Source organism: Arthrobacter sp. MDT2-16 (assembly GCF_054510925.1).
The window spans coordinates 84,330-110,253 of record NZ_JBTNDP010000003.1 but is presented as its reverse complement, the minus strand read 5'-3'; the positions used below and the strand labels follow the sequence as shown (position 1 = coordinate 110,253).

The window sequence follows — 25,924 nt, the reverse complement described above, 5'->3', positions numbered from 1 at the left end:
GGCACGGGAACTGCCCCCGGAGGACCCCCGGAAGTGAACGCCCGGCGAACACGAGGCAAAGAACAGGCGTCCGCACAAGGGCTTCACCGGCCGAACTTCTCCTGTCCGATCCCGTGGACCGTCAGTACGCTGACGGAATCCCGGGCAGGGAACGAATCGTACGAAGGAGGCGGCAATGTCGACCATCACCGATGGAATGGACGCACCACGCGCAGCGGACGATGAGGCGCGCTCCCGACGACGAACGGTCGGCGTGATCCTCGCCGGTGGCATCGGCACGCGGATGGGCCTCGAGATCCCCAAGCAGCTGGTACCCGTGGCGGGCCGCACGAGCCTCGAGCACACCGTCGAGATCTTCCAGCAGTGCCCCGTCATCGACGAGATCATCGTGATGATGGATCCGGGCTCCATGGACCGCGCGGAGAAGCTCGTGACGCGGGAGCGCTTCCCGAAGCTGGCCGGGCTGCTGCCCGGCGGCCGCGACCGCAACGAGACCTCCTACCTGGCGCTGCGGGAGATCGCGACGCCGGGCTCCAAGGTGGTCTTCCACGACGCCGTCCGTCCGCTCCTGGACCCCGCGATCATCCGCGCGTGCGTCGATGCGCTGGACACCTACGACGCCGTCGACACCGGCATCCCCTCGGCCGACACCATCATCGAGGTGGACGAGCACGACATCATCCGCGCGGTGCCGCCGCGGGCATCCCTCCGCCGCGGGCAGACGCCCCAGGCCTTCCGGTGGGACACGCTGATGGAGGCCTACGGTTCCGCGCACCAGGACCCGGACTTCGCCGCCACGGACGACTGCTCGGTGGTGCTGAAGTACTGCCCGGACGTCCCGATCATCGTGGTGCCGGGCCACGAGGCCAACATCAAGATCACGCACCCCATCGACATCCACCTGGCCGACAAGCTGTTCCAGCTCAAGCACCAGAACGCCCCCGCCCTGCCGTTCCGGGCCGCCTCGCTCCGTGGCGCCGTCGTCGTCGTGTTCGGTGGCAGCTCGGGCATCGGCAGCGAGCTCGGCCGGCAGCTCTCGGACGAGGGCGCACACGTGCTGTGCCACAGCAGGACCGGCAGCGGCACCTTCGTGGAGGACCGCGCCTCCGTCGCGCGCGCCCTGGCCGACGCCGCCGACCGGTTCGGGCGGATCGACCACGTGGTGCTCACCGCCGGGGTCCTGACGATCGGCGACCTCGTGGGTCTCTCCGACGAGCAGCTCCAGCACGACGTCGGCGTGAACCTCATGGCCGCGTTCGTCGTCGCGCAGGAGTCCCACTCCTACCTGGCGGCCTCCCGCGGGTCCCTGCTGCTGTTCTCCTCGAGCTCCTACACGCGCGGCCGCGCCAAGTACACGGTGTACTCGGCCACGAAGGCGGCGCTCGTGAACCTCACGCAGGCGCTCGCGGACGAGTGGAGCTGCGACTCGATCCGGGTCAACTGCATCAGCCCGAGCCGCACCGCCACGCCCATGCGGGAGAAGGCGTTCGGCCACGAGGACGAGGCCACGCTCGTGCAGGCCGCCGACGTCGCCCGGGTGTGTGCGCAGGTCCTCGCCTCGGACACCACGGGACAGGTCTTCGACGTCCGCCTGGCGCAGGTCGATCCACTGCCGACCCAGCTGGAGAGTGTCCGGTGAGGGCGGGGTCCCTCACAGCCGACGCACAGCGGCTGGTGATTCCCGACGCCCGCATCCCCGCCGGTGACGCCCTGTCCGTCCTGCTCGGCGGGCGCCGCATCTGGACGGTCCGCGCCCCGGGGGCGGACGACGACGGTGCCCTCACCCTGCCCTGGCCGGCCTCGCTGGCCGAGCGGCTCACGGGCCGGGCACGGCTCGCCGTCGAGCACGCGGGCCGAGAGGTGGCAGCAGCCACCGTGGCGTTCGACGACCACCCGACCGACTTCGGCCTGAACGAGCCGGGCACGGGGATCCCGCTGGTCGTCAACAAGTGGGGGCGCATCGCCCGGTCCTTCGAGGGCCGTGACGCCTCCCTCCTCGAGCAGGTCCTCGACGAGGCCGAGCGCCTCATCGAGGTGCTGCACCGTACGCTCGGGATCGAGCTGTTCGTCACGGGCGGCACGCTCCTCGGCCCGGTCCGGGACGGCCGGATCCTGGCCCACGACGACGACGCCGACCTCGCCTACCTCAGCGGGCACACCAACCCGTCCGACATCGCCCTCGAGAGCTTCCGCATCGAGCGGACGCTCGCGGAGCAGGGGTACGAGACGGTCCGGCACTCGAGCGGGCACCTGCAGCTGCTGTTCCCCGGCGGCACGGTGACGGACAGCTTCTACCTCGACATCTTCACCTACTTCGAGTGCGACGGCTGGTTCTACGGAACCTTCCATGCCCGCGAGCGCGCGGACACGGTCACCCTCCACCCGCTGAAGCCGCTGTCCGTGAACGGCAGGATGCTGCCGGGCCCCGCCGAACCCGCGCAGCTCCTCACCGCCATCTACGGGCCGTCCTGGGCGGTGCCGGACCCCACGTTCACGTTCGCCACGCCGCCCGCCGCGTTCCGCCGCTACTACTGGTGGCTCAACCACTTCGACGTGGACCGTGAGAACTGGGAGGACCACCATCGCGCCGAGATCGAGGCCGGCCCGGGCAGCACGCCCTCGGACCTCGCCGTCTCCGCCGCGCAGCAGCTGCCGCCGTCGTCGACCGTCCTGGACCTCGGGTGCGGCCTCGGAGCCGACGCCCGGTACCTGGCCGACCGCGGCCACCGCGTCCTGGCGGTCGACTACAGCCGGCCCGCGCTCGCGTGGGCGAAGGAGCACCTCGCGCACGACGACGGCGTCCGCTTTGAACGCGCGAACCTGACCATGGCCCGCCACGCGCTGCACCTGCGGAAGCGGTGCGCCGAGCTCGACACCACCGTGCACGTCCACGCGAACCACCTCTTCAACGCGCTCAACCCGCTGGGGTGGGACACCACGCTGATGCTCGTCAAGCACCTGCTGGCGGCGCCGGGGAGCACCGCGTTCCTCGAGGTGGGGGTGGCCGGCGCGGAAGGGTCGGCGAGCTGGATGGAGTACCAGCCCGTGGACTGGACGAGATTCCAGGAGCAGTTGCACCGGTACTCGCTGAGTGCCGAGGAGCAGGACGACGACGGAGCAGGCGAGGCGACAAGCCGCCGCGTGCTCGTGAGGAGGGAGAGGGCATGACCGACACGACCCAGGCCACACCCCGGGCGACGACCCAGGACATGAAGCTGCAGTTCACCGGACCGGAGGACCTCGCGGAGCAGGTTTTGGCGCTCCAGGGGGAGATGCAGGAATTGCTGGCACTCCGCGGCGAGGTGGAGCAGCTGCGCGCCGAGGTTGTCCGGCTCGACGCCGACCTCGACGAGTCGCGCCGGCTCAACCTGCGGGCCGCCGAACTGCTCGACGTCGTCTACGAGGAACTCGGCACGCGCCGCACCCCATCGGAGGAGGCACCGTGAGCCCCCGGGAGGTCGGACCTCCGCTGGAGATCATCGGTGGTTTCGAGAGCACCTTCATGCCCGCGCACGACCGCGACATCGTCGAGACCACGGAGCACGACATCCGCTGGCGCGAGGACCTCGCCCTGCTCTCGAAGTCGGGCATCACCCGGCTGCGCTACCCCGTCCGCTGGCACCGCATCGAGGAGGTCGAGGGCGTCTTCGACTGGTCCTCCACGGACGAGGTGCTGGGCTACCTGCACGAGCACGGCTTCCGGCCCATCGTGGACCTCGTGCACCACACGAGCTACCCGGCATGGCTCGCCGAGGGCTTCGCCGACACGCGGTTCGGCCCGGCCTACCTGCGCTACGCGGAGGCCTTCGCCCGCCGCTACCCGTGGGTGGAGGAGTACACCCTCTTCAACGAGCCCTTCTCCACCCTGTTCCTGTGCGGACACGAGGCCATCTGGCCGCCCTACCACTCGGGGTTGCAGGGATTCGTGGACCTCCTGGTCAACGTGCTCCCGGCGGTCGCGGAGGCGAGCACCCTGTACCGGGAGCTGCTGCCGGCCGCCCGGCACGTCTGGGTGGACACCTGCGAGTTCCACACCGGCTCCGACGAATCCGGGCAGCGGTACGCAGACATGGCCAACGACCGCCGTTTCCTCGCCCTCGACGCCTTCCTGGGCCGCGGGTACGACGTCGACAGCCAGCTCGGCCGCGATCTCGCCCCCGTGGGTGGCGAGCGCCTGCTCGGCCTCCCCACGGGGACCATCGACGTGCTCGGCCTGGACTACTACGCGCACTGCCAGTGGAACTTCTCCGAGCAGGGCGGCACGGCGCCCACGCCCACCCCGCTGCCACTGGCCGACCAGATCCAGCAGTACTGGGAGCGGTACGCGGTGCCGTGCATGCTCACCGAGACCAATGTCCGCGGCCGCACCTCGGACCGCGCCACCTGGCTCAAGTACGTGCTCGAGCAATGCGAGGACGCCCAGGCGCGCGGCGTGGCACTGGAGGGTGTCTGCTGGTTCCCCGTCGTCGACTCCACCGACTGGAACTCCCTGCTCTTCCGCTGCGAGGGCCACGTGGACCCCGTGGGGGCCTACTGGCTCGATGAGGACCTCGAGCGGCGGACGTCCGTGATGTCGACGTCGTACGCGCTCGCGGCCGGAGGAGCGCGCGCCGCGGACCTCCCCGCCTACGTGCTCGGTGAACCCGTGGCCACCTGGCTGCAGGGCTACCGACAGCAGATGGCCCACTGGGACTGGCAGCAGCCTCCCGGGACCGATCTCGGTTCCCGCCTTCCCCGTACAACCACTCGAATGGAATTGAGGATCGTCGATGCAAAGTGAACTCATTGTCTTGTCCCACCTGCGGTGGGAATGGGTCTGGCAGCGGCCTCAGCAGCTCGTGTCGCGCCTGAACCGTGTCCCGGGGCGCACGACCTACTTCGTCGAGGAACCCCTCACGCCGCCCGACGTCGAGCTGACGGAGAACCGGCTGGGCACCACGGACATCGACGGCCTGACGCGCGTCTACCTGGAGATCCCGGAGCAGGGCCGGCACGTGGGCTTCTTCGACGAGGTCATGCCCGACTACGTCGCGCAGCTGCCCCAGCTCCTCGGCCCGCCCACGGGCGAGCGCGTCGTTTGGATCTACACGCCCCTGGTGCTGGAAGCCGCCCTCGCCCTGGAGCCGACCACGCTCGTGTTCGACGTCATGGACGACCTCGCGGCCTTCCGGAACGCGGCTCCCGAGCTGCTCGTGCGGCAACGCCAGGCGCTGAAGCGGGCCGACGTCGTGTTCGCGGGCGGGCGCTCGCTGCACCGGTCGGTGGTCAAGCAGGGCAGGGAGGACGCGCACCTGGTACCGAGTGGTGTCTCCGTGGCGCACTACGCGGCCGCCGCGCGGGCGGCGGACCCGGACCGCAGCAAGCCGGTGGCCGGCTACGTCGGCGTGCTCGACGAACGGCTCGACCTCGGCCTCGTCGCGGGCCTTGCCGAGCGCCTGCCCGAGTGGGAGATCCGGATGATCGGTCCCATCTGCAAGATCGAGGAATCGGACCTGCCGCAGGCGCCGAACATCACCTACTACGGACAGCAGGACTACAAGGACCTGCCGGGGCACATGGCCGACTTCGACGTCGCCCTGATGCCGTTCGCCCTCAATGAGGCCACGAAGTCCATCAGCCCCACCAAGACGCTGGAGTACCTGGCGTCCCGGCTGCCGGTGGTCTCCACCCGGGTGCCCGACGTCGTCGCGGACTTCCCGGGCGTCGTCGAGCTGCAGGACGACGCCGAGGGCTTCGCCGCGGCCTGCGAAGCCCTGCGGGGTCGGGCCGGTGAACCGCCGTCCGCCGAGCTGCGCAAGCTGCTGAGGCGCCACGACTGGGACAGGATCGCGGAGCTGATGGACAAACTGGTGTTCGACCAGGAGCGGTCGGCGCCGGAGCGCGCCACGGCCGAGGCCACCGCCTAGCGCCCATGCCGACTCCCAGTAGACCCGAGGGTGCAGCCCTCTCGGGGGAGCACCCTCCCGCCGACCATCTCCTCCTCCACTTCAGCGACACCCACTTCGTGGCCGACGGCCCGCTGTACGGCGGGGTCGACGCCCGCGAACGGCTCGCCCAGCTGCTGGAGGAGGTGGGGCGCTCAGGCGTCCGTCCCGATGCGCTCGTCTTCACGGGCGACCTCACGGACAAGGGCGCACCCGACGCCTATGCGTCCCTCCGGGAGGTCGTGGAGCCCGTCGCCGAGGAGTTGGGCACTCCGGTGATCTGGCTCATGGGCAACCACGACAAGCGGCCCGCCCTGCGCGCGGCGCTACTCGGGGAGCCGCCGGAGGACACGCCGCTGTACCGCAGCTACCGATTGGGCGGGCTGCGCGTCATCGCGCCCGACACCTCGGTGCCCGGCTACCACCACGGGGAGCTCGACGACGCGCAGCTGGCCTGGCTCGGGGCGGAGCTGGCCCGGCCCGCGCCCGAGGGCAGCATCCTCGCCCTGCACCATCCGCCCATCCCGACGGTGCAGGACCTCGCCGTGCTCACCGAGCTGCGCCGGCAGGACCGGCTCGCGGAGGTCGTGGCGGGGTCGGACGTCCGCCTGATCATCGCCGGCCACGCGCACTTCCCGTCGTCCGCGATGTTCGCGGGGATCCCGGTGTCGGTGGCGTCGTCCACCTGCTACACGCAGGACCTCACCGTGGCCGTGGGCGGCGTGCGGGGCAGGGACGGTGCGCAGGGCTTCAACCTCGTGCACGTCTATCCGCATACGATCGTCTCGTCGGTGGTCACGATCGGGTCCTACCCGACCGTGGGGGAGTACATTCCCCCGGAGGAGGTACGACGGCGCCTGGCGGCGGTGCACGGGGCGGTGGGCCCGGTGCGGCGCTGAGCGGCAAGACGTGGGTGACGTTGATGGCCACCTGGACCTACGAAGGCACCGAGCCCGCGGAGGGAGGTGCCCGGTTCTCGATGGTGAACGAGGACTGGAAGGACGTGGACGATCTCGACAATGAGTACGTCAGCACCTTCAACAACGTCTCCACCATGACGGAGAACGAGACGACGGCGCCTCCCGCGGGAAAGGGATTCACCGTCACCGAACAGGTGATCATGCAGATTCGGGTGGAACACGCGAACACTTCCAGCATGATCACCGCGAGATTCAATCCCGCCGATCACAACCGCTTCCTCATCGAGCTCACGTAGCTCCGGAGCCTTCGTGATCGCACTCGGCGATCCGGGCCGAGCGTAGGGTGGAAGCCGGACGAAAGGAGCACTCCATGAAGAAGATCCTCATGGTTCTGACCAGCGTTTCAGAGATCGGCGATACAGGGGAGAGGACCGGCTACAACGTGGCCGAGGCCGCGCACCCCTGGAAGGTGTTCAAGGACTCCGGGCACTTCGTCGACTTCGCCTCCATCCAGGGAGGACAGCCCCCGCGCGACGAGGTGGACACCACGGACCCTGTCCAGGTCGCCTTCACCGAGGACGAGACCACGCGTGCCGGGCTCTACAACACGGCCCGGGTGGATGTCGTCGATGCCGCCCAGTACGACGCCGTCTACCTCGTGGGCGGTCACGGCACCATGTGGGACTTCCCGGACAGCGAGGGCCTGCAGAGACTCGTGGCGAGCGTCTACGATGCCGGCGGCCTGGTGGGCGCGGTCTGCCACGGACCGGCCGGGCTGCTGAACGTGGAACTGGAGAACGGGTTCCGCCTCGTGGAGGGCCGGAGGGTGGCCGCCTTCACCAACGACGAGGAGGTCGCGGCGGGGAAGGACGGGGTCATCCCGTTCTTCCTGGCGGATCGGCTCGAGGAGCAGGGCGCCACCCACGTCCCTGCCGATGTCTTCGAGGAACAGGTAGTGGTCGACGACCGGCTGGTGACCGGTCAGAACCCGGCGTCGGCGGCCGGGGTGGCCAAGGAGATGGAGAAGCTCTTCGCGGTGGTCATCCACCAGGAGAAGGCCGACGAGCAGCAGGAGACGGAAGCGCTGCGTGCCGAGAAGGACGCTCTCAAGGCCGCTGCGGCCGGCGGCGAGGAGTAACAGGGACTGATGGACTCGTCGGGGGAGGCGCGGCGTCCGCTCCGCGCCTCCCCCGACGAGGGTTCAGGCTCCGGCCGGGCCGGAGGGGTGGTCAGACGTCCCGCTTCTTGGCCACCACCAGGGCCGCCGGAGGTTCGGCCTCAGGGCTCGGGGTCGTCCTCCGTCGTCTGTTCCTCCCGGATGATGCCGCCGGCAATGACGCTCGCGCGTGCAAGGACGTCACGCTGCGCCGGGTTGTAGAGGGCCATGATCGATTCGACGACCGTGTTCTGCGTCGTCTCGAGGCTCTTCGACAGGTGCTTCCCCGGATCCATGACCCACGGGTAGTCCCTGATGGCGCGTGCAATGACCGGCGCATAGCGTTCCGCGAGTTCGGCGCGTGCTGTCTCGTCGGCGTCAGGGGGCAGCGCGTCGAACTCCTTGCTCGCCGACTCGGGATCCGCCCGGACCATGTCCCGCAGATCCTGCATCGCGTCGTCGTCGTACAGCTGGGAGTAGATCAGCATCAGCGACTGATCCGGCTTGGACAACTGGGGTGCCACGTCCTCGAACCCTGCCGGGACGCCGGTCACCGAGGCTCCCTGGAGGATCGCCTGGATCTCCGCCCTGGCGCGCTGCAACCTCTCGATGCTCACCGCGAGGTCCGCGTCGATGGCTCTCAACGCCTCGAACGACGAATCGCCCTCGAGGGCCACCTCGTCGATCTGATCGAGCGGGACGCCGAGATCCCGCAGGCGCCGTATCTTCAGGAGACGGACGAGGTGCCTGACCTGGTACTGCTTGTAGCCGTTGGGCATCCTGTCCGGCTGCTCGAGGAGCCCGACCCGATGATAATGACGGACGGTGTTCACCGTCGTCCCGGCCAGCTCGGCGATTCCCTGGGTGCTCCACGCCATGTCCGCAGTCCTTCCTCGTTCTGCTCCACCGGTCCGCTCGTCACGTACCTGCTGTCGGTCGATCGGCCTTCCGGAAGAGAACCTCATGGTCCCACCGAAGGGTCAAGGGGTCACAGGGTGTCCGTCACCAGCCCAGGACGCCGACGAGCCAGGTCGCGACGAGGGAGACGACGACGGTCCACAGCGCGATCGCGACCCCCTGCCAGAGCAGAACCCGCTTCCTGTCGACGCCGGACGCCGCGAAGAATGCGGCAGTGAGCTGCGTGGGAAGAGCGAGAGGGGCGAGCAGGCTCGCGCCCGGCACCCCGAACCGCGAGAGCCAGCCCTGCAGGCGCCGCTGCCCCTTCGCCCGCCTGGCCGAGGGGGCGGGCGCAGGATCTGCCGCCTCAGCACCGCCTCCTCGGTGGGCGACGACTCTCTCGCGGACGCGGGAACTGACGACGACGACGGCGAGCACGCTCAGGAAGTTGCCCACCATGGCTGCGATCGCCGCCACGAACGGATTGATCCCGAGGATGATCCCGATGCCGGACGCCCCCTCGCCCTCGACGTAGGGGATCATGCCGGCGACGGCGACACCGATGGGCTGGACGAATTCGGGTAGTTGTTGCACCCATTCCTGGATGCCTTCGTAGGGGTTGGACATTGCGTTTTCCTCCGTGGTCTCGACGGCGGGCACGGGTCGCGCCGCCGTCGTCCACCACGCTTCCGCGACGGCGCTGGTTGCGCTCTGTCGTGGCGTGGTGGGGTGTACGTCAACCAGTGAAAGGCCTGTTCCAGCCACAGGGTCAAGGCGAGGAAGCGAGACGTTGGACACATACCCGGCTGAGCCGCGATCCGATCTCACCGTCGCCCAGACAGGGGCATCCACCCGTGTTGACCCTGTGGTGGGAACAGGGTGTTTCCTGTGATGCACCGGCACGGCGGCGTGGGAGCCCGGCGTTGCAGCCTCCCGCCGGCACATCCACCGAACCCTCAGCGAAGGACACCCGGTGACCGTGCACCTCAGCCATCCCCACGGTCTGCTGCAGCAGACCGACTACGCGCCGGTCGCCCCTGCCGCCCATTACCGTCATCGGAGTCCAGGCGCTGTGGGTTCCCGCTCTTCCCGTCGAGATCGAAGCCACTGCTGTCCTGAGGTGAGCCGCCGGGGCTCCGCGGCGAAGAGGCACCAGCGGACCCGGTCGCCCGACGCCCCCGTCCACCAGGCAAAGCGAAAGGCCCCGCATCCCTGTGTTCACAAGGGCTGCGGGGCCTTCTCCGTGGCGGTGACGGTGGGATTTGAACCCACGTTGGCTTTTACACCAAACAACATTTCGAGTGTTGCACCTTCGGCCGCTCGGACACGTCACCAACGCCACTACGTTACCGGTTCCACCGCCCCGAACCCAAAACGGGTCCGGTGTGGACCTACGGCAGGTCGATGACCTCGTTCTTGCCGGAGTCCGGCTTGGTGCCCGTCACGAGGCCCTTGACCATCTTCACGGCCGAGACCACGCGCGGCGCGTCCATGGACCAGTACTCGGCCGTGTCGGCGTCGACGTGGATGAGGGCGACGGCGGGATCGTCGCGCCCGTCCTCGAACCACGCGGACACCGAAGGGCCCCACAGTTCGTCGATCTTCGCCTGGTCCTTCGTGAGCGTCGCGGTCCCGGCGATCGAGACGTAGCCCTTGCCCGTGCTCGCCGAGACGTTCACCTGCGGGTTCGCCCGGATCTCGTCGGCCTTGGGGGAGGGGTCCTCGGTGAAGAACCAGAGGTCGCCGTCGAAGTCCTTCGCCTGCAGGGCGAGCGGCCGGCTCACGAGCTGCCCGTCGAGGCTCACCGTGGTGAGGATCGCGATGTCGGCCTTGCCGAGGATGTCCTGTACTTCCTTCAAACCGTCCTGCTGGTCTGCCACGTCTACTCCTTGTCGAAGGGTGCTGCGTATTTCATCAGCCTACGCAGTATCAGGGAGCGCCGGAACCGGACCGCTGGGCTGCGAAGAACTCCCGGAGCAGCGCGGCGCACTCGTCCTCCCGGACCCCGGCCACCACCTCGGTCCAGTGGTTCAGCCGCCGCTCGCGCAACACGTCGAACACCGAGCCGGAGGCCCCGGCCTTCTCGTCCCACGCCCCGAACACCACGCGGGGGATGCGCGCCAGGACCGACGCCCCCGCACACATGGCGCACGGCTCCAGCGTCACCACGAGCGTGCATCCCTCGAGCCGCCACGCGCCCAACCGGAGAGCGGCAGCACGGATGGCCTGCACCTCGGCGTGCGCGGTCGGATCCCCGAGCTCCTCGCGCTGGTTCCAGCCCGTCCCGAGCACCTCACCCGCAGGGCCGACGACGACCGCACCGATCGGCACGTCGGCACTCGCGCGGGTCCGTTCGGCGGCGTCCAGGGCCCGCCCCATCCACGCCCGGTGCTCGGGATCCACGGGCTGCAGGGCGGGTCTCATGGGCTCAATGGTACTTTTGAGGCATGCGCGTACTGGTAGTCGACCACCCCCTGGTAGCCCACAAACTCACGGTTCTCCGGGACAAGGACACGTCGTCGCCGGTGTTCCGGCTCCTGACCGAGGAGCTCGTCACCCTGCTGGCCTACGAGGCCACGCGCGACGTCCGCGTGGAGACCGTGTCCATCGAGACACCCGTCACCGCCACCCAGGGCACCGGGCTCGTGAAGCCCACCCCCCTCGTGGTCCCCATCCTCCGCGCAGGCCTCGGCATGCTCGAGGGCATGACGCGCCTCGTGCCGACAGCGGAGGTCGGTTTCCTCGGCATGGCCCGCAACGAGGAGACGCTCGAGGCCATCACCTACGCCGAGCGGCTGCCGGACGACCTCACGGGCCGGCAGGTCTTCGTGCTCGATCCCATGCTCGCCACGGGCGGGACCCTCCGTGAGGCCATCAAGTTCCTCTTCGCCCGCGGCGCCGCCGACATCACCTGCATCTGCCTCCTCGCAGCACCCGAGGGACTTGCCACCCTGCAGGAGGAGCTCGAGGGCCGTAACGTCACGATCGTCCTCGCCTCGATCGACGAGAAGCTGAACGAGAAGTCGTACATCGTCCCCGGTCTCGGGGACGCGGGAGACCGCCTCTACGGCGTCGTCGGCTAGGTCGGACACTTCCCTCCGGGAACCGGGCAGCACCCTGCCGCTCGGTGGGGGTTGCGTCGGCGCGTGCGAAGGACTGCAATAGTGCGATGGCGACGGACAGCGGCACCACCGAAGCGAGCACGCATGGCGGACTGAAGCGCGCGATCGGTGCGCCGCTACTCTTCGCGTTCATCGTCGGAGACACCCTCGGCGCCGGGATCTACACGCTCGTCGGTACCATGGCCGACGACGTCGGGGGCGTCATCTGGTTACCGCTGCTCATCGCGCTGGTGGTGGCGCTCCTCACCGCGGGCACCTACGCGGAGCTCATCACCAAGTACCCGCACGCCGGCGGCGCTGCACGGTACGTGGACCGGGCCTTCGGCATCCCGTACCTGTCCTTCCTCGTCGGGTTCCTGATGATGGCGTCCGGCATCACCACGGCGGCCGCCCTCGCGAACGCGTTCGCGGGTGACTATCTGTCCGCCCTCATCGACGTGCCCGCCGCCCCTGCCGCGGTGGTCTTCATCATCCTGCTGACGCTGATCAACCTCCGGGGCGTCCGCGAATCCCTGACCGCGAACCTCGTCGCGTCCGTCATCGAGGTCACCGGCCTCGTGCTCGTCATCGTGCTCGCCGCCCTCGTGCTCGGCAGCGGCAACGGCGAGCCTGCGCGGCTCCTCGAGTTCGCCCCCGACGTGCCCCCGCTGGAGGGAGCCTTCGCGGCCTCCGTCGTCGCGTTCTTCTCGTTCCTCGGGTTCGAGGCGGCCGCGAACATGGCAGAGGAGGTCCGGGATCCCTCGAGGGCCTACCCCAAGGCCCTCTTCGGCGCGATCGGCACCGCCGCGGTCGTCTACCTCCTCATCGCCGTCGGCGCGGTCATCGTCCTCCCCCCGACGGAACTCGCGCAGTCCACCGGCCCCCTGCTCGACGTCGTGAATGCCAGCGGTGCGGGGATCCCGCCCTGGCTGTTCAGCATCATCGCGCTGATCGCGATCGCCAACGGCGCGCTGCTGTTCATGGTGATGGCCAGCCGCGTGGGCTACGGGCTCGCGGAAGCCGAGCTCCTGCCGAGCGCGTTCGCCCGCGTGCTGCCCAGGCGGCGCACGCCGTGGGTCTCCATCATCGTCGTCGCCGGGCTGACCATCGTCCTGACCCTCTTCGGGGACCTCGCCACCCTCGCCGAGACCACCGTGCTCCTGCTCCTGCTGGTGTTCATCTCGGCCAACATCAGCGTCCTCGCGCTCAAGAAGGACAGGGTGGAACACTCCCACTTCTCGGCCCCGCGGATCGTGCCCATCCTCGCCATCATCGCCAGCATCGTGCTGCTGGCGCAGCAGTCCGGCGTCGTCTGGCTCGGGGCCCTCGCCTACATGGTGGTCGGGTCGGTGCTGTTCCTCATCGCCCGCGCCGGGCGCAGGCGCGAGGCGCGTGTCCCGCAGTAATGCCGTCCCAACCGGGGCCCGGCCATCGGCGCCCGCCGTCCGCATCGCGGACAAGTTCCTTTGTTACTTGCGCGTAGGCGAATGTTACGTGCAATAATTTCCAGCGTGATCACCAACTCACCCGCATCCGCAGCTTCCTCCCCGGACACCGTGTCCGTGGCGGCTTCCAGCTGTCTTCGAATGCACGCGTAACGGTTACACCCAACCTCTTCTTACGCACTCCGAGCCCAACGGCGGGCATTTCTCAACATCCCGACCGGGCGCGTCCCGCATTCGAGCCGTGATGACGGCACATTTCTCCGAGGTGGTTTCCATGTCAGTCAATCCGGGCTACGTCCATATCTCCCAGCGCTCCCCGCAGAACCGCGCGTCGTTCGCGCCCTCTTTACCCGCCCATACGCAGCAGGTGCCCCGCCCGCACTCGCGTCTCCAGGCGATCCCCGGGAGCGACACCCAGCACCTGAGCGCCCCGGTCCCCGTCGTCACGCCCAACGGCGTGCCCGGTCCGCAGGCCGTCACGGGCGACACCACGGCACGCGGCTTCGTGCTGTACGTCGCGCTCGACGAGGCGACCGCCGCCGCGGCCGGAACCACCCTGTCGAAGCTCGCGCAGGACGTCCGATCCTACGTGCGTTCGCTCGTGCCGACGGCCGAGAGCCACGCGGCCGTGGCGCTGGCACCGGCCGACGCCCCGGGATCCGATATCGACGTCGTCCGTGCGGCCCTCGGCGATCCCACGGTGGCCCGGCGTCCGCGGCCGGCCGCAGCGCCGGCCCCGTCGCAGGCCCAGTCTGTGCGCCCGACCGGCGTGCTCATCGACCTGTCGCGGCGTGAGGTGCACCTCGACGGTGAGACGCTGAATCTGACGTTCAAGGAGTTCGAGCTGCTGAACTACCTCGTGGAGAATGCGACCCGCACGGTGGGTCGCGAGGAGCTCCTCGGGGGACTCTGGCGCAACGCGGACGAGGTGCCGAACGAGCGCACCATCGACGTCCACATCCGGCGCCTCCGGTCGAAGCTCGGGCGGCTGGCCAACACGGTGCGCACCGTGCGCGGCCAGGGCTACCGCTTCTACGACCACCCCGAAGTGGTGGTCTGGGCCGCTCCGGAGTACTCCATCTAGGCTCCTGCCCATTGCCGGGACGCCATAGACTGCGGAGCATGTCCTCCGACCATCTGAAGAAGCTCATGCTGCTGCGGCATGCGAAGGCCGAGTTCCAGGAGGGCGTCTCCGACCACGAGCGCTCGCTCAGTTCGCGGGGTCACGCGGACGCCCCGCTCGTGGGCCGGTGGATGGTGGAGCACGACGCCGTCCCCGATTTCATCCTCGTCTCCACGGCCCTGCGCACCCGGCAGACGTGCACGTGGGTGTGCAAGGAGCTCGGGGACAAGGCGCCCACCCCCAAGCTCGAGGACGACCTCTACGCGGCACGGCCCACGGAGATGCTCTCGCTCATCAACCGCGTGCCGCCCACCGTGACCAGCCTCCTCGTGATCGCGCACAACCCCGGGGTCCAGGAACTGGCCATGCGCCTGGCCTCCGTGCGGTCGGACGAGAGAGCCGTCATGGACCTCGCCACCGACTATCCGACGGCGGGACTCACGGTCCTGACCTTCGACGGCGACTGGGCCGAGCTCGACGGGCGCGACGCCGAGGTCACCGACTTCGTGGTGCGCCGGGCGTCCACCCTCCGCTGACCCCGGGCCGGTGTGCCATCCCGGGGACGCCGCCGACCGCTAGAACGGTGTTCCGCCGGGCTTCCGTCGTCCGGCGAGCTGCCGGCGTTGCCATTCGTACACGCCGGGCAACCACTCCCTGCCGTAGGTCGCCGACGGGCCGATGCGCGGGTCGGCAGGGGCGCGGCCGTCGCGCAGGGCCTCGACGTACGTGCGGTCCAGGTCGATCCGTCGGCGTGCCTCACCGGCTCCGCCGACGGATCCATGTCCCGGGATGACGACGGCGACGTCGCCCGCCACGGCCTCGAGCAGCCGCAGACCTTCGAGGTAGTCCTCGAGCGGACGGGCGGTGTCCAGGTCGGGGAACGGCATCAGGATGTCGGAGAGCATGTCGCCGGCCACGAGGACGCCAGGCTCCTCGACCAGCAGTGCCGCGTGTCCCTGTGCGTGCGCGGGATGCTCGATGATCCGGACTGCCGGGCCGTCCCAGGGGATCCGCGCGGTCCCGGCGGGCAGGCCGGTGATGAGGCCGAAAAGGTCCAGCGGGATCTCGTCTGCGATCTCCGGTGGTAGCCCCTCCGCCACGCGGGCCTTCCAGTCAGCGTCGGACAGCAGGTCTTGCATGAACTCCGCGCAGCGGGCCGTACCGTACCGTGGAGCCGTGCCGAGTCCGGTGTGCCAGAGCACGTGGTCCCAGTCGGGGTGCGTCGAGAAGCCGGCCGCAACGCTCCGACCCGAGGCGCGGAGGTCGCCCGCAAGGCACGCCATCTCTGCGTCCCGGATCCCGGGATCGACGAGCAGCACGCCGGTGGAGCCGTCGATGACGACGGCGTTGTTCCGGATCAGTTCGCTCTGGTGGACGAGCACGCCCTCCGCGACCTGCGTCAGCATGTGATTCCTCGCGTCCGTGGCATCCCCGGAGACATGGGCGCTCGCCCGCTACAGCCCGTACTGCTCGAGCAGCCGCAGCCAGACCTCGCTGACGGTGGGGTAGGCGGGCACCGCATGCCACAGGCGGTCCAGGGGCACCTCCCCGACGACGGCGATGGTGGCGGCGTGCAGCAGCTCGGACACCTCCGGTCCGGCGAACGTCACGCCGACGAGCACCTTGCGGTCCTCGTCCACCACCATCTGCGCCCAGCCCTTGTAGTCGTCCGAGTGGAGCGACGAGCCGGCCACGGCGATCGGCAGCGATGTCTCGGACGCGTTGATGCCGTCCTCCCGAGCCTGGTCGAGGCTGCGCCCCACCATCGCGATCTCCGGGTCGGTGAAGACCACCTGGGGTACGGCCCCGCGGTCCGCGGTGGCCGTGTAGGGGCTCCAGTCCACCGCGGAGTCCCCGAGAGTGCCCGCGGCGCGGGCGGCGATGGCGTCGCCGGTCATGCGCGCCTCGTACTTCCCCTGGTGCGTGAGCTGCACCCTGCCACCGGCGTCGCCGACCGCGTACAGCCAGCCTCCGGCGTCGGGCACGCGCCCGGTGTCGTCCGGGTGGATGTTCTTCGGGTCGAGTCCCAGGTCCTCGAGGCCGAGTCCGGTGGTGTGCGGATGGCGGCCGGTGGAAAGGAGCAGCCGTTCCGCGGTGACGCGCCGGCCGTCGCCGACGTCGAGCACGAACAGGCCGTCCTCCTTGCGGATCGCGTTCGTGGCCGTGTCCGTCAGGATCGTGATTCCCTCTCCCCGTAGCGCCTCGAGCACGAGGTCGGACGCCTCCTTCGGGTAGTTGCCGAGGATACCGCTGCGCGCGACGACGGTGACCTCCGCGCCGAGCCGCGCATAGGCCTGCGCCAGTTCGACGCCGGCCACCCCGCCACCGAGGACCGCGAGGCTCGCCGGGACCTCCCTGGCCGAGGTGGCTTCGCGGGTGGTCCAGTAGTCGAGGTCCTGGAGGCCGTCGATGGGCGGCACGGTCGGCGTCGAGCCCGTGGCGAGGACGACGGCGTGGCTGGCCCGGTAGTGCGACTCGGATCCGTCATCGTGGCTGATGGACACCTCCCGCTCACCGGTCAGCGTCGCCCACCCGCGTTCGAGGGTGATCCCCGCCGAGGCCACCCATTCCTCCTGCGAGGAGTCGTCCCAGTCGGAGGTGAAGGACGTGCGGCGCTCCAGCACCTGCCGGGTGTCGAGCGACCCGGTGACCGCTTCGCGGACACCGGCCACGCCCCGTGCCGCGTTGAGGACGGTTCCGGGACGGAGGAGAGCCTTGGAGGGCATGCACGCCCAGTAGGAGCATTCACCGCCCACGAGATCGGATTCGACGAGGACGGCCGAGAGGCCCTTCTGGACCACCCGCCCTGCGACATTCTCGCCGACTGCGCCGGCTCCGATCACGATGACGTCGATGCTCCGGGGTTCACTCATGGGCTGAGCCTTCCACCGACGCTGCACGGGGGCAACCCCACGCAAAAGGCCCCGGCCGAAGCCGGGGCCTTTCAATGGTTCCGGAGAACCGTGGTGCGCGCGAAGGGATTCGAACCCCCAACCTTCTGATCCGTAGTCAGATGCTCTATCCGTTGAGCTACGCACGCATCCGTAGTCCGTCGATCCGCAGTGCGAATCCGTCCTACAAGCGGGCCGTTTGGCCGTAGACAACTTTAGCGTGAAATCAGCGGGGCGCCTAATCAGGCGCTCCCTCCCTCTGTGACTAGACCGGTCTACGTGACCTTCGTCACAGCTTGGCCTCATGTAAGCGCATGACATCGCTGTTATGACGCGGATCACCGGAGGATGCCTGGACGTGTCCCGCGGTCGGGACCCTTGCGCGAAATATCCCGCCCCTAGCATCGATACACCGAGCACCCAACCGAAGGGAAGAGTAATGGGCGATACTGCGCATCAGCTGGACGAGGCCGGCACCACCCCCACAGATCCCGGCAGTACGCTGCCGGATGCCTCCGGCGCTGCGCCGACCACCCACCCGGCGCTCCTCGACTGGGTCAGGAGCGTGCAGGAGCTCACGCAGCCGGCCGACGTCGTCTGGATCGACGGCTCGGAGGCGGAGAACACGCGCCTCACCGAGCTGCTCGTGGACAGCGGGACCTTCGTCCGACTGAACCCCGACACCTTCCCCAACTCCTTCGCGGCGTTCTCGGACCCCAAGGACGTGGCCCGGGTGGAGGAGCAGACCTTCATCTGCTCGAAGGACGAGCGCGAGGCCGGTTTCACCAACAACTGGATGGACCCCGACGAGATGAAGGCGAAGCTCACGGGTCTGTTCACCGGCGCCATGCGCGGGCGCACCATGTACGTCATCCCGTTCGTCATGGGCCATCTCGACGCGGAGGACCCGAAGTTCGGCGTCGAGATCACGGACAGCGCCTATGTGGTGACGTCCATGCGCATCATGGCGACCATCGGCTCGGCCGTGCTGGACCGGATGACCGAGCTCGGCGCCCCGTTCGTGCCCGCGCTCCACTCCCTCGGAGCTCCCCTGGCAGAGGGACAGGCCGACGTCCCGTGGCCGTGCAACGACGACAAGTGGATCGTGCACTTCCCGGAGGAGCGCTCCATCTGGTCCTACGGCTCCGGGTACGGCGGCAACGCCCTGCTCGGCAAGAAGTGCTACGCCCTGAGGATCGCCTCGGTCATGGCCCGCGACGAGGGCTGGCTGGCCGAGCACATGCTGATCCTGAAGCTCACCTCCCCCCAGGACAAGACCTACTACCTGTCCGCAGCGTTCCCGTCGGCGTGCGGGAAGACGAACCTCGCCCTGCTCGATCCCACGATCGAGGGCTGGAAGGTGGAGACCCTGGGCGATGACATCACGTGGATGCGCTTCGGCACGAAAGGCGAGCTCCGCGCCGTCAATCCCGAAGCGGGCCTGTTCGGGGTGGCTCCCGGCACGGGTTGGGGGACCAACCCGAACGCCATGCGCGCGATCGCCAAGGGCAACTCGGTCTTCACCAATGTCGCGCTCACCGACGACGGCGGCGTGTGGTGGGAGGGCATGACCGACGAGGCGCCCGCGCACCTCACCGATTGGCAGGGCCGGGACTGGACGCCGGACATGGACCACCCGGCCGCGCACCCCAATGCCCGGTTCTGCACGCCCATCGACCAGATCGACATGCTGGCCGAGGAGTACAACCGGCCCGACGGCGTGGAACTCTCAGCGATCCTCTTCGGGGGGCGCCGCAAGACGACCGTCCCGCTCGTCACGCAGTCCCGCAACTGGGCCAACGGCATCTTCATGGGCTCCACGCTCTCCTCCGAGACGACGGCCGCCGCCGCCGGCCAGGTGGGCCGGGTGCGCCGCGACCCGATGGCGATGCTGCCGTTCATCGGCTACGACGCCGGCGACTACCTCCGCCACTGGCTCACCCTCAGCGCCGGGGCGGACCAGTCACGGCTGCCGAAGATCTTCCTCGTGAACTGGTTCCGCCGCACGGCCTCGGGCAGCTTCGCCTGGCCGGGCTTCGGTGACAACTCGCGTGTCCTCAAATGGGTCGTCGAGCGGCTCGAGGGCACGGCCGATGCCGTCGAGACGCCCATCGGGTTCGTGCCCACCGGTGACGCCCTGGACCTGACCGGACTGGACATGACTCCCGCGGAGGTCGAGGCAGCGGTGCACGTCGACGCCGTGGAGTGGGCGGAGGAGCTCGAGGGCATCGAGCAGTGGTACGGCCGCTTCGGGGAGTCGCTGCCCGAGGAACTCAAGGGACAGCTCGACGAACTGAAGCAGCGCTTCAGCCTCGCCTGACCGGACATGACAGAGGCCCCTTCCGGCAGGGAAGGGGCCTCTGTCGTGCTCGCAGTGCTCCGCGTCAGTCGCGGATGACGGCGAGGACGCGCTGCACGAGGTCCTCGAGCGTCTGCGGGTCCACGGCCTCGGCGTTGAGCCGCAGGTACGGCTCGGTGTTCGAGGGGCGGAGGTTGAACCACCAGTTGCCGTGCTCCGGGGTGAACGTGAGGCCGTCCAGGTCGTCGACCACGACACCCTCCTGCTCGAACTCGGAGCGTGCCCGGGCGATCGACGCGTCGACGTCCGCCACCTTCGAGTTGACCTCACCGGAGGAGAAGTAGGGCTCGTACTCGCGCCCGAGGTCCGACAGCGGACCGTCCTGCTCACCGAGTGCGGCGAGGACGTGCATGGCCGCGAGCATGCCGGTATCGGCGTTCCAGAAGTCGCGGAAGTAGTAGTGCGCCGAGTGCTCGCCGCCGAACACCGCACCCTCCTCGGCCATGACGGCCTTGATGAAGGAGTGGCCCACCCGGGTGCGGACCGGGCGGCCGCCGTCGTGACGGATCAGTTCGGGTACCGCGCGGGAGGTGATGAGGTTGTGGATGATGACCGGCTCGGCCTCACCGGCGGCCTGGGCGCGGGCGATCTCGCGGCGGGCGACCATCGCGGTGATGGCGCTGGGCGAGACGGGCTCGCCTTTCTCGTCGATGATGAAGCAGCGGTCGGCGTCGCCGTCGAACGCGATCCCGATGTCCGCGCCGTGCTGGACGACGGCGGCCTGCAGGTCGAGTAGGTTCTCCGGCTCCAGCGGGTTGGCCGGGTGATTGGGGAACGAGCCGTCGAGCTCGAAGTAGAGGGGCACGATGTCGAACGGCAGGGCGGGGAGGATCCGGTCGCCGAGGACGGCGGGGGTGGTCAGGCCTGCCATGCCGTTGCCGGCATCGACGACGATCTTCAGCGGGCGCGACGACGAGAGGTCAACCTGCGAGCGGAGGAACCGCGAGTACTCGTCGAGGATGTCGCGGACACCGGTGGTGCCCTGGACGTCGGCTGCGGGGATGGTGCCATCCGCGAGGTAGCGCTCGGCCCGCTCCTGGACGTCCTTGAGGCCGGTCTCGGAGGACACGGGGACGGCTCCCGGACGCGTCATCTTCATGCCGTTGTACTGGGCGGGGTTGTGGCTGGCGGTGAAGGTCACGCCGGCCGCGTCCAGGGTGCCGCTCGCGTAGTACAGCTCGTCGGTGGAGATGAGGTCGAGGAACGTCACGTTCGCACCACGCAGCGTGGCACCCTCGGAGAACGCCTTCGAGAACTCGGGGGACGACGGACGCATGTCACCGCCGACGAGGATGGTCTCGCCCGCGAGGTCCAGGGAGTCCACGAAGGCCGCCCCTACCGCGCGGACCGAGTCCACCGTGATCGTCTCGCCGACGATGCCGCGGACGTCGTAGGCCTTGAAGGATGCTGAGAGATCGAAGGTTCTATTCACGCTTGGAAGTGTATCGGTGGGACCCCGGTGCCGGTTGCGCACATGGCGGATCCTCCCGCTCCGACTGGGGGAGGCGGCTGGGATACTGGGAAGATGTCGCCGACCGCCACGCTGAACGACCAAGCAACCGAGATCCTGCACACCCTCGTCGGGTCACAGGATGCGCAGTTCCACGAGGGGCAGTTCGAGGCCATCGAGGCCCTCGTCGAGGGCGGCCGGCGCGCGCTCGTGGTCCAGAGGACCGGGTGGGGGAAGTCCGCCGTCTACTTCGTGGCGAGCCTGCTCCTGCGCGCCCGCGGGGCCGGGCCCACGCTGATCGTCTCGCCCCTGCTCGCGCTCATGCGGGACCAGGTGGCCGCTGCCGCCCGCGCCGGCGTGCGGGCCGAGGCCATCAACTCGGCGAACCAGACCGAGTGGCAGGACATCGAGGCGAAGCTGAAGGCCAACGAGGTGGACGTCCTCCTCGTCTCGCCCGAACGCCTGAACAACCCGTCCTTCCGGGAGCTGTACCTGCCGGAGCTCATGCGGAGGACCGGTCTGCTCGTGATCGACGAGGCCCACTGCATCTCCGACTGGGGCCACGACTTCCGGCCCGACTACCGGCGCCTGCGCGAACTGATCCTGGGCCTCCCGCAGGGCGTACCCGTGCTGGCCACCACGGCCACGGCGAACTCCCGCGTGGTGAAGGACGTCGAGGAGCAGCTCGGCGCAGGAGGTACCGACGTCTTCACCCTGCGCGGCGAGCTGGCGCGGAAGTCCCTGCGGCTCGGGGTACTGCGCCTGCCGAGTCCCCGCTCGCGCCTCGCCTGGCTCCTCACGCACCTGTCCGACCTCCCGGGCAGCGGCATCATCTACGCCCTGACCGTGTCCGCGGCGGAGGACACCGCCCGCCTCCTGCGGGAGAACGGGCACGCCGTCCGCGCCTACACGGGCCGCACCGATCCGGCCGACCGTGAGGCCGCGGAGGCCGCCCTGAAGAACAACGAGGTCAAGGCGCTCGTCGCCACGAGTGCTCTCGGGATGGGCTTCGACAAGCCCGACCTCGGCTTCGTGGTGCACCTCGGGGCTCCGTCCTCGCCCGTCGCGTACTACCAGCAGGTGGGGCGCGCCGGTCGCGGGACGCCGAACGCCGACGTCCTGCTGCTGCCCGGCGCCGAGGACCGCGACATCTGGGAGTACTTCGCCACGGCGTCCATGCCCTCGCAGGACGCCGCCCTCCGTGTGCTCGACGCCCTGGAGCCCGGCGTCGTCCTGTCCACGCCGGCCCTCGAGACACGGGTCAACCTGAAGCGCTCACCCCTGGAACTGCTCCTGAAGGTGCTCGACGTGGACGGCGCCGTCCGCAAGGTGACCGGTGGCTGGGAGAGCACGGGGACACCGTGGACCTACGACGCCGAGCGGTACCGGCGCATCAGCGAGGCCCGCGTGGTGGAGCAGAAGGCCATGCTCGACTACGAGAACACCGCCGGCTGCCGCATGGAGTTCCTCTCGAAGTCCCTCGATGACCCTGCGGCCACTCCCTGCGGACGCTGCGACAACTGCGCCGCCCCCTGGTACTCGGACGAGGTGGCGCACGAGGCGTCCGACTCCGCCAGCCAGGCCCTGAGCCGGGTCGGGGTGGAGCTCGAGCCGCGGGGCCAGTGGCCCTCCGGCATGGACAAGCTGGGCGTGCCTCTGAAGGGGAAGCTGAAGCCGGGCGAGGTCAGCCTTCCGGGCCGGGCGCTCGCACGCCTCACCGACCTCGGGTGGGGCAACAGGCTGCGCGAGCTCATGGCGGACTCGACCCCGGACGCCCCGCTGGATCCGGCCGTCGTCGAGGCCGTGGTCCGCGTGCTGGCGCAGTGGGGCTGGGACGAGCGCCCGGTCGCCGTGGTGAGCGTCCCCTCCCGGCGGCGCCCGGAGCTCATCGGGTCCCTCGCCCAGGCGCTCGCCCAGGTGGGGCGCATCCCGTATCTCGGGCAGCTGGCCACCCCGCACGGCTTCCCGCAGGGCCAGCCGGGAGGCAACAGTGCGTTCCGGCTGGCATCCGTGTGGGACCACTTCGCCGTCCCCGAGGGAGGGGCCGCCTGGTTCGCGGCGAACCCCGGGCCGGTGCTGCTCGTCGACGACTTCGCGGACAGCCGCTGGACCATCACGGAGGCAGGGCGGGCGCTGCGTCTGGCCGGCGCCTCGGGCGTCCTGCCGTTCGCGCTGGCGCTGAAGGCGTAGCGGCGGCCGGTTCTTCGGCCGACCTGGACAGCGTGGCCCCTGAGCGGCTGCCGGGCGGATGGGAAAGTCCCGCCGGCGCTTGGAAAGGCCAACAGAAAGGCCCCCGTTTTCACGGGGGCCTTCGCGCGGAGACGGGGGGATTTGAACCCCCGGTAGGCTTTAGGCCCACACTTCATTAGCAGTGAAGCCCATTCGGCCGCTCTGGCACGTCTCCATCGGCTATCTCTAGCCTCCCAAGGTTACCCAGAAGGGGACGGCAAGAGCAAAACCACACCGGCCCGCCTTCCCGCGCTGCCGTGCGGCCGCTCACAGGCCGTGGGGTCAGAGCGACCCGGTGAGCGCCCGCCAGAGGAACTCGAAGCTCATCGCGTGCATCCTGGCGGCCTGCCGGTTGTCCGCCGCACCGGCATGCCCGCCCTCGAGCGCCTCGTGGAACCAGACGTCACCGATGCCGAGGTCCTTCATCTTCGCGGCCATCTTGCGGGCCTGCACCGGGCCCACCCGGTCATCGCTGGTCGCCGTCCAGAGAAGCGTCTTCGGGTAGGCGACGTCGTCCCGGAGCAGGTGGTACGGCGAGAAGGTCTGCACGTACTCCCATTCCTCGGGCTTGTCCGGGTCGCCGTACTCGGCGATCCACGAGTACCCGGCCGAGAGCTTCGTGTACCTGCGCATGTCGAGCAGGGGCACCCCGCACGAGATGGCGCCGAACAGGTGCGGGTACGTGGTCAGCATGTTGCCCACGAGCAGGCCGCCGTTGCTCCGGCCCGTGCAGCCCAGGAACGCCGGCGATGTGACGCCGCGCTGCACCAGGTCCTCGGCGATGGCCGCGAAGTCCTCGTAGGCGCGGTGGCGGTTGGCGTGGAGGGCCGCGTGGTGCCACTGAGGCCCGTACTCGCCGCCGCCTCGGATGTTGGCCAGCACGTAGACCCCCTGCCGGCCGTCCTCCGTGGTCCGCTCGAGCCATCCGCGCCCGATCACGCCGCTGTAGGCGGGCGTCATGGAGTGCTCGAACCCGCCGTACCCGGAGAGCAGGGTGGGGTTGCCGCCGTCGAGCACCAGGTCCTTCGGTGCGAGCTGGAAGTAGGGCACGCGCGTGCCGTCGTCCGAGACCGCGAAGTGCTGCTCCACGGTGAAACGGTCCTCGTCGAAGTAGGACGGCGAGGACTTGACGGACGTGTGCTCGCCACCGATCGTGCCGCGGTGGAGCGTCGACGGCGTCAGGAAACCGGTGGCGATGAGCCAGTAGTCGTTGCCGGCGGCGTCGTCCTCGTCGTCGACCGCGTAGGCGTCCACGGAGTGGAGCGGCGGGCAGGCGTCGAGCAGTTCCGCACTCCAGCCCTTGCCCGGATCGAGGATGCGGATCTCGGAGGACACGTCGCGCAGCAGGTTCAGCAGCAGGTAGTCGCGGGTCCAGCTCCAGGACTGGAGGGACGTCGACGGATCGGGGGAGAAGACGGTGGTAAAGGAGCGCCCGCCGGCGAGGAAGGATTCGAGGCCGATGACCAGCAGGGATCCCGCCGGGTACGTGGTCCCCTCCGTGGTCCAGTCCGTGCGCGGCCGGACGATCAGCCACTCCCGGTGCAGCGAGATACTGGCGTCCTCGGGCACCTCGATCAGGTGCCACCCGCCGTCCTGTCGGAGGTAGGTGCGACGCGTGTAGAAGTCGATGGTGTCGACGGCGATGTCGCGCTCGAACCCCGGCGTGGAGTCGTGCGCCACGAGCGCCATCATGTGGTCCGCGTCCACCTCGAAGTACTGCTCGGCGGACGCGAGATCTCCCCCGCGCCGCAGGGTCCGCACGGTGCGTGGGTAGGAGCTCGACGTCATCGAGCCGGGACCGAAGTCGGTGCCGACGTGGAGGGCATCGGGGCCGGCCCAGCCGATGCGGCTCTTCGCCGTCGGTATGTCGAAGCCGCCGTCCACGAAGTCGAGGGTGGCAAGGCTGAACTCGCGGTAGCGCGCCGCGTCGCCGCCGTCCGGGGAGAGGACCACGAGGACCCGCTCGTGCGGTGCGCCCTCGGCCGGGCGGAGGAAGAGGGTCCCGCCCCAGACCCACTCCGTGCCTTCGGCGGCGCTCAGCGCGTCGACGTCGAGCAGCAGTTCCCAGTCCGGGGCGTCGGAGGCGTAGCTGTCCCAGGTCGTGCGGCGCCAGATGCCCTGGCGGTGCTCGGCGTCACGCCAGAAGTTGTAGTAGAAGTCGCCGTGCTTGCCCACCATGGGGATGCGGTCCGTGGAGTCGAGCACCTCGAGGATGCCGCGCTCCCGTGCTTCGAAACCCGGCGTCAGGAGGGCGTCCTCGGTCAGCGCGTTCTCGGCGCGAACCCACTCGAGGCCCTTCTCCGCGTAGATGTCCTCGAGCCAGAGGAAGGGGTCGTCCGCGGTCGCGGTGGTCTCCGTGGGGTGCGTCATCCGCCCATCCTATGCAGGGCGCCGAAGGCACAGCCATCACGGGATGCCCGACGGCGGCA

Annotated in this window: 22 protein-coding genes and 3 tRNA genes; 14 read left to right on the top strand and 11 right to left on the bottom strand. The window is 69.5% G+C overall.

Annotated features, from left to right (window positions below):
- The first annotated feature begins 175 nt into the window (after positions 1–175).
- The 8 genes from ACX80N_RS07130 to ACX80N_RS07095 all read left to right on the top strand — a co-directional run bounded on the left by ACX80N_RS07130 (position 176) and on the right by ACX80N_RS07095 (position 7,982).
- Positions 176–1,639, top strand: coding sequence for an SDR family NAD(P)-dependent oxidoreductase (locus tag ACX80N_RS07130; RefSeq protein ID WP_459338837.1), 1,464 nt, complete (start codon positions 176–178; stop codon positions 1,637–1,639).
- 35 nt (positions 1,640–1,674) lie between these two features.
- A complete protein-coding gene (locus ACX80N_RS07125) occupies positions 1,675–3,168 on the top strand; it encodes a class I SAM-dependent methyltransferase (RefSeq protein ID WP_459338836.1) in 1,494 nt (497 codons plus the stop codon).
- A complete protein-coding gene (locus ACX80N_RS07120; RefSeq protein ID WP_459338835.1) occupies positions 3,165–3,446 on the top strand; it encodes a DUF6752 domain-containing protein in 282 nt (93 codons plus the stop codon). The genes ACX80N_RS07125 and ACX80N_RS07120 overlap by 4 nt, the downstream gene beginning before the upstream one ends.
- A complete protein-coding gene (locus ACX80N_RS07115) occupies positions 3,443–4,780 on the top strand; it encodes a family 1 glycosylhydrolase (RefSeq protein WP_459338834.1) in 1,338 nt (445 codons plus the stop codon). The genes ACX80N_RS07120 and ACX80N_RS07115 overlap by 4 nt, the downstream gene beginning before the upstream one ends.
- Positions 4,770–5,906: a glycosyltransferase gene (locus ACX80N_RS07110; protein ID WP_459338833.1), complete on the top strand. Its 1,137-nt coding sequence runs from the start codon at positions 4,770–4,772 to the stop codon at positions 5,904–5,906. Before ACX80N_RS07115 ends, ACX80N_RS07110 begins: the two co-directional genes overlap by 11 nt.
- A gap of 5 nt (positions 5,907–5,911) precedes the next feature.
- Positions 5,912–6,823, top strand: coding sequence for a phosphodiesterase (locus ACX80N_RS07105; protein WP_459338832.1), 912 nt, complete (start codon positions 5,912–5,914; stop codon positions 6,821–6,823).
- Positions 6,824–6,846: 23 nt separating this feature from the next.
- On the top strand, positions 6,847–7,140 hold the full coding sequence (locus ACX80N_RS07100) for a hypothetical protein (protein ID WP_459338831.1): 294 nt from the start codon (positions 6,847–6,849) through the stop codon (positions 7,138–7,140).
- Between the two features lie 74 nt (positions 7,141–7,214).
- Positions 7,215–7,982, top strand: coding sequence for a type 1 glutamine amidotransferase domain-containing protein (locus ACX80N_RS07095; RefSeq protein WP_459338830.1), 768 nt, complete (start codon positions 7,215–7,217; stop codon positions 7,980–7,982).
- A 140-nt stretch (positions 7,983–8,122) separates the two neighbouring features.
- Here the strand turns inward: ACX80N_RS07095 and ACX80N_RS07090 are convergent, their stop codons facing one another.
- From ACX80N_RS07090 to tadA, 5 genes are all read right to left on the bottom strand, one after another.
- Positions 8,123–8,878 carry a MerR family transcriptional regulator gene (locus tag ACX80N_RS07090; RefSeq protein ID WP_459338829.1) on the bottom strand — a complete coding sequence of 252 codons (756 nt, stop codon included), beginning with the start codon at positions 8,876–8,878 and terminating at the stop codon, positions 8,123–8,125.
- A gap of 124 nt (positions 8,879–9,002) precedes the next feature.
- Positions 9,003–9,524, bottom strand: coding sequence for a small multidrug efflux protein (locus ACX80N_RS07085; RefSeq protein WP_105032559.1), 522 nt, complete (start codon positions 9,522–9,524; stop codon positions 9,003–9,005).
- A 617-nt stretch (positions 9,525–10,141) separates the two neighbouring features.
- Positions 10,142–10,231: transfer RNA gene (locus ACX80N_RS07080), tRNA-Ser, on the bottom strand.
- A gap of 57 nt (positions 10,232–10,288) precedes the next feature.
- A complete protein-coding gene (locus ACX80N_RS07075; RefSeq protein ID WP_105032560.1) occupies positions 10,289–10,777 on the bottom strand; it encodes a pyridoxamine 5'-phosphate oxidase family protein in 489 nt (162 codons plus the stop codon).
- Positions 10,778–10,826: 49 nt separating this feature from the next.
- Positions 10,827–11,321 (bottom strand): tRNA adenosine(34) deaminase TadA, encoded by a 495-nt coding sequence (tadA, locus tag ACX80N_RS07070; protein ID WP_459338828.1) that lies wholly within the window; start codon positions 11,319–11,321, stop codon positions 10,827–10,829.
- Between the two features lie 23 nt (positions 11,322–11,344).
- On the opposite strand from tadA, the gene upp reads away from it, so the two are divergent.
- The 4 genes from upp to ACX80N_RS07050 all read left to right on the top strand — a co-directional run bounded on the left by upp (position 11,345) and on the right by ACX80N_RS07050 (position 15,102).
- Positions 11,345–11,980, top strand: coding sequence for a uracil phosphoribosyltransferase (upp, locus tag ACX80N_RS07065; RefSeq protein WP_104048935.1), 636 nt, complete (start codon positions 11,345–11,347; stop codon positions 11,978–11,980).
- Between the two features lie 86 nt (positions 11,981–12,066).
- Positions 12,067–13,404, top strand: coding sequence for an APC family permease (locus tag ACX80N_RS07060; protein ID WP_105032562.1), 1,338 nt, complete (start codon positions 12,067–12,069; stop codon positions 13,402–13,404).
- Between the two features lie 313 nt (positions 13,405–13,717).
- Positions 13,718–14,527, top strand: coding sequence for a winged helix-turn-helix domain-containing protein (locus ACX80N_RS07055; protein WP_459338827.1), 810 nt, complete (start codon positions 13,718–13,720; stop codon positions 14,525–14,527).
- 38 nt (positions 14,528–14,565) lie between these two features.
- Complete coding sequence (locus tag ACX80N_RS07050; protein WP_105032563.1) at positions 14,566–15,102, top strand: SixA phosphatase family protein; 537 nt, start codon at positions 14,566–14,568, stop codon at positions 15,100–15,102.
- A gap of 39 nt (positions 15,103–15,141) precedes the next feature.
- Here ACX80N_RS07050 and ACX80N_RS07045 read toward each other — a convergent pair whose 3' ends face one another.
- From ACX80N_RS07045 to ACX80N_RS07035, 3 genes are all read right to left on the bottom strand, one after another.
- Positions 15,142–15,972, bottom strand: coding sequence for an MBL fold metallo-hydrolase (locus ACX80N_RS07045; RefSeq protein ID WP_459338826.1), 831 nt, complete (start codon positions 15,970–15,972; stop codon positions 15,142–15,144).
- A 48-nt stretch (positions 15,973–16,020) separates the two neighbouring features.
- Positions 16,021–17,439, bottom strand: coding sequence for a dihydrolipoyl dehydrogenase family protein (locus tag ACX80N_RS07040; RefSeq protein ID WP_105032565.1), 1,419 nt, complete (start codon positions 17,437–17,439; stop codon positions 16,021–16,023).
- A 91-nt stretch (positions 17,440–17,530) separates the two neighbouring features.
- Positions 17,531–17,606 (bottom strand) — tRNA-Arg (locus ACX80N_RS07035).
- A gap of 290 nt (positions 17,607–17,896) precedes the next feature.
- On the opposite strand from ACX80N_RS07035, the gene ACX80N_RS07030 reads away from it, so the two are divergent.
- Complete coding sequence (locus ACX80N_RS07030) at positions 17,897–19,777, top strand: phosphoenolpyruvate carboxykinase (GTP) (RefSeq protein WP_459338825.1); 1,881 nt, start codon at positions 17,897–17,899, stop codon at positions 19,775–19,777.
- A 64-nt stretch (positions 19,778–19,841) separates the two neighbouring features.
- Here the strand turns inward: ACX80N_RS07030 and ACX80N_RS07025 are convergent, their stop codons facing one another.
- Positions 19,842–21,248 carry a phosphomannomutase/phosphoglucomutase gene (locus ACX80N_RS07025; protein WP_459338824.1) on the bottom strand — a complete coding sequence of 469 codons (1,407 nt, stop codon included), beginning with the start codon at positions 21,246–21,248 and terminating at the stop codon, positions 19,842–19,844.
- A gap of 93 nt (positions 21,249–21,341) precedes the next feature.
- Between ACX80N_RS07025 and ACX80N_RS07020 the strand changes: the two genes are divergently transcribed.
- Positions 21,342–23,456, top strand: coding sequence for a RecQ family ATP-dependent DNA helicase (locus ACX80N_RS07020; protein ID WP_459338823.1), 2,115 nt, complete (start codon positions 21,342–21,344; stop codon positions 23,454–23,456).
- Between the two features lie 126 nt (positions 23,457–23,582).
- Here the strand turns inward: ACX80N_RS07020 and ACX80N_RS07015 are convergent.
- Positions 23,583–23,670, bottom strand: a tRNA-Ser gene (locus ACX80N_RS07015).
- Positions 23,671–23,777: 107 nt separating this feature from the next.
- On the bottom strand, positions 23,778–25,865 hold the full coding sequence (locus ACX80N_RS07010; protein WP_459338822.1) for a prolyl oligopeptidase family serine peptidase: 2,088 nt from the start codon (positions 25,863–25,865) through the stop codon (positions 23,778–23,780).
- Positions 25,866–25,924: the final 59 nt, after the last annotated feature.

Excerpts from the sequence above, each read along its gene's own strand:
- ACX80N_RS07130 (WP_459338837.1), top strand. The coding sequence starts at position 176 with ATGTCGACCATCACCGATGGAATGGACGCACCACGCGCAGCGGACGAT.
- ACX80N_RS07120 (WP_459338835.1), top strand. The coding sequence starts at position 3,165 with ATGACCGACACGACCCAGGCCACACCCCGGGCGACGACCCAGGACATG.
- ACX80N_RS07110 (WP_459338833.1), top strand. The coding sequence starts at position 4,770 with ATGCAAAGTGAACTCATTGTCTTGTCCCACCTGCGGTGGGAATGGGTC.
- ACX80N_RS07105 (WP_459338832.1), top strand. The coding sequence starts at position 5,912 with ATGCCGACTCCCAGTAGACCCGAGGGTGCAGCCCTCTCGGGGGAGCAC.
- ACX80N_RS07100 (WP_459338831.1), top strand. The coding sequence starts at position 6,847 with ATGGCCACCTGGACCTACGAAGGCACCGAGCCCGCGGAGGGAGGTGCC.
- ACX80N_RS07095 (WP_459338830.1), top strand. The coding sequence starts at position 7,215 with ATGAAGAAGATCCTCATGGTTCTGACCAGCGTTTCAGAGATCGGCGAT.
- ACX80N_RS07090 (WP_459338829.1), bottom strand. The coding sequence starts at position 8,878 with ATGGCGTGGAGCACCCAGGGAATCGCCGAGCTGGCCGGGACGACGGTG.
- ACX80N_RS07085 (WP_105032559.1), bottom strand. The coding sequence starts at position 9,524 with ATGTCCAACCCCTACGAAGGCATCCAGGAATGGGTGCAACAACTACCC.
- tadA (WP_459338828.1), bottom strand. The coding sequence starts at position 11,321 with ATGAGACCCGCCCTGCAGCCCGTGGATCCCGAGCACCGGGCGTGGATG.
- upp (WP_104048935.1), top strand. The coding sequence starts at position 11,345 with ATGCGCGTACTGGTAGTCGACCACCCCCTGGTAGCCCACAAACTCACG.
- ACX80N_RS07060 (WP_105032562.1), top strand. The coding sequence starts at position 12,067 with ATGGCGACGGACAGCGGCACCACCGAAGCGAGCACGCATGGCGGACTG.
- ACX80N_RS07055 (WP_459338827.1), top strand. The coding sequence starts at position 13,718 with ATGTCAGTCAATCCGGGCTACGTCCATATCTCCCAGCGCTCCCCGCAG.
- ACX80N_RS07050 (WP_105032563.1), top strand. The coding sequence starts at position 14,566 with ATGTCCTCCGACCATCTGAAGAAGCTCATGCTGCTGCGGCATGCGAAG.
- ACX80N_RS07045 (WP_459338826.1), bottom strand. The coding sequence starts at position 15,972 with ATGCTGACGCAGGTCGCGGAGGGCGTGCTCGTCCACCAGAGCGAACTG.
- ACX80N_RS07040 (WP_105032565.1), bottom strand. The coding sequence starts at position 17,439 with ATGAGTGAACCCCGGAGCATCGACGTCATCGTGATCGGAGCCGGCGCA.
- ACX80N_RS07030 (WP_459338825.1), top strand. The coding sequence starts at position 17,897 with ATGGGCGATACTGCGCATCAGCTGGACGAGGCCGGCACCACCCCCACA.
- ACX80N_RS07020 (WP_459338823.1), top strand. The coding sequence starts at position 21,342 with ATGTCGCCGACCGCCACGCTGAACGACCAAGCAACCGAGATCCTGCAC.
- ACX80N_RS07010 (WP_459338822.1), bottom strand. The coding sequence starts at position 25,865 with ATGACGCACCCCACGGAGACCACCGCGACCGCGGACGACCCCTTCCTC.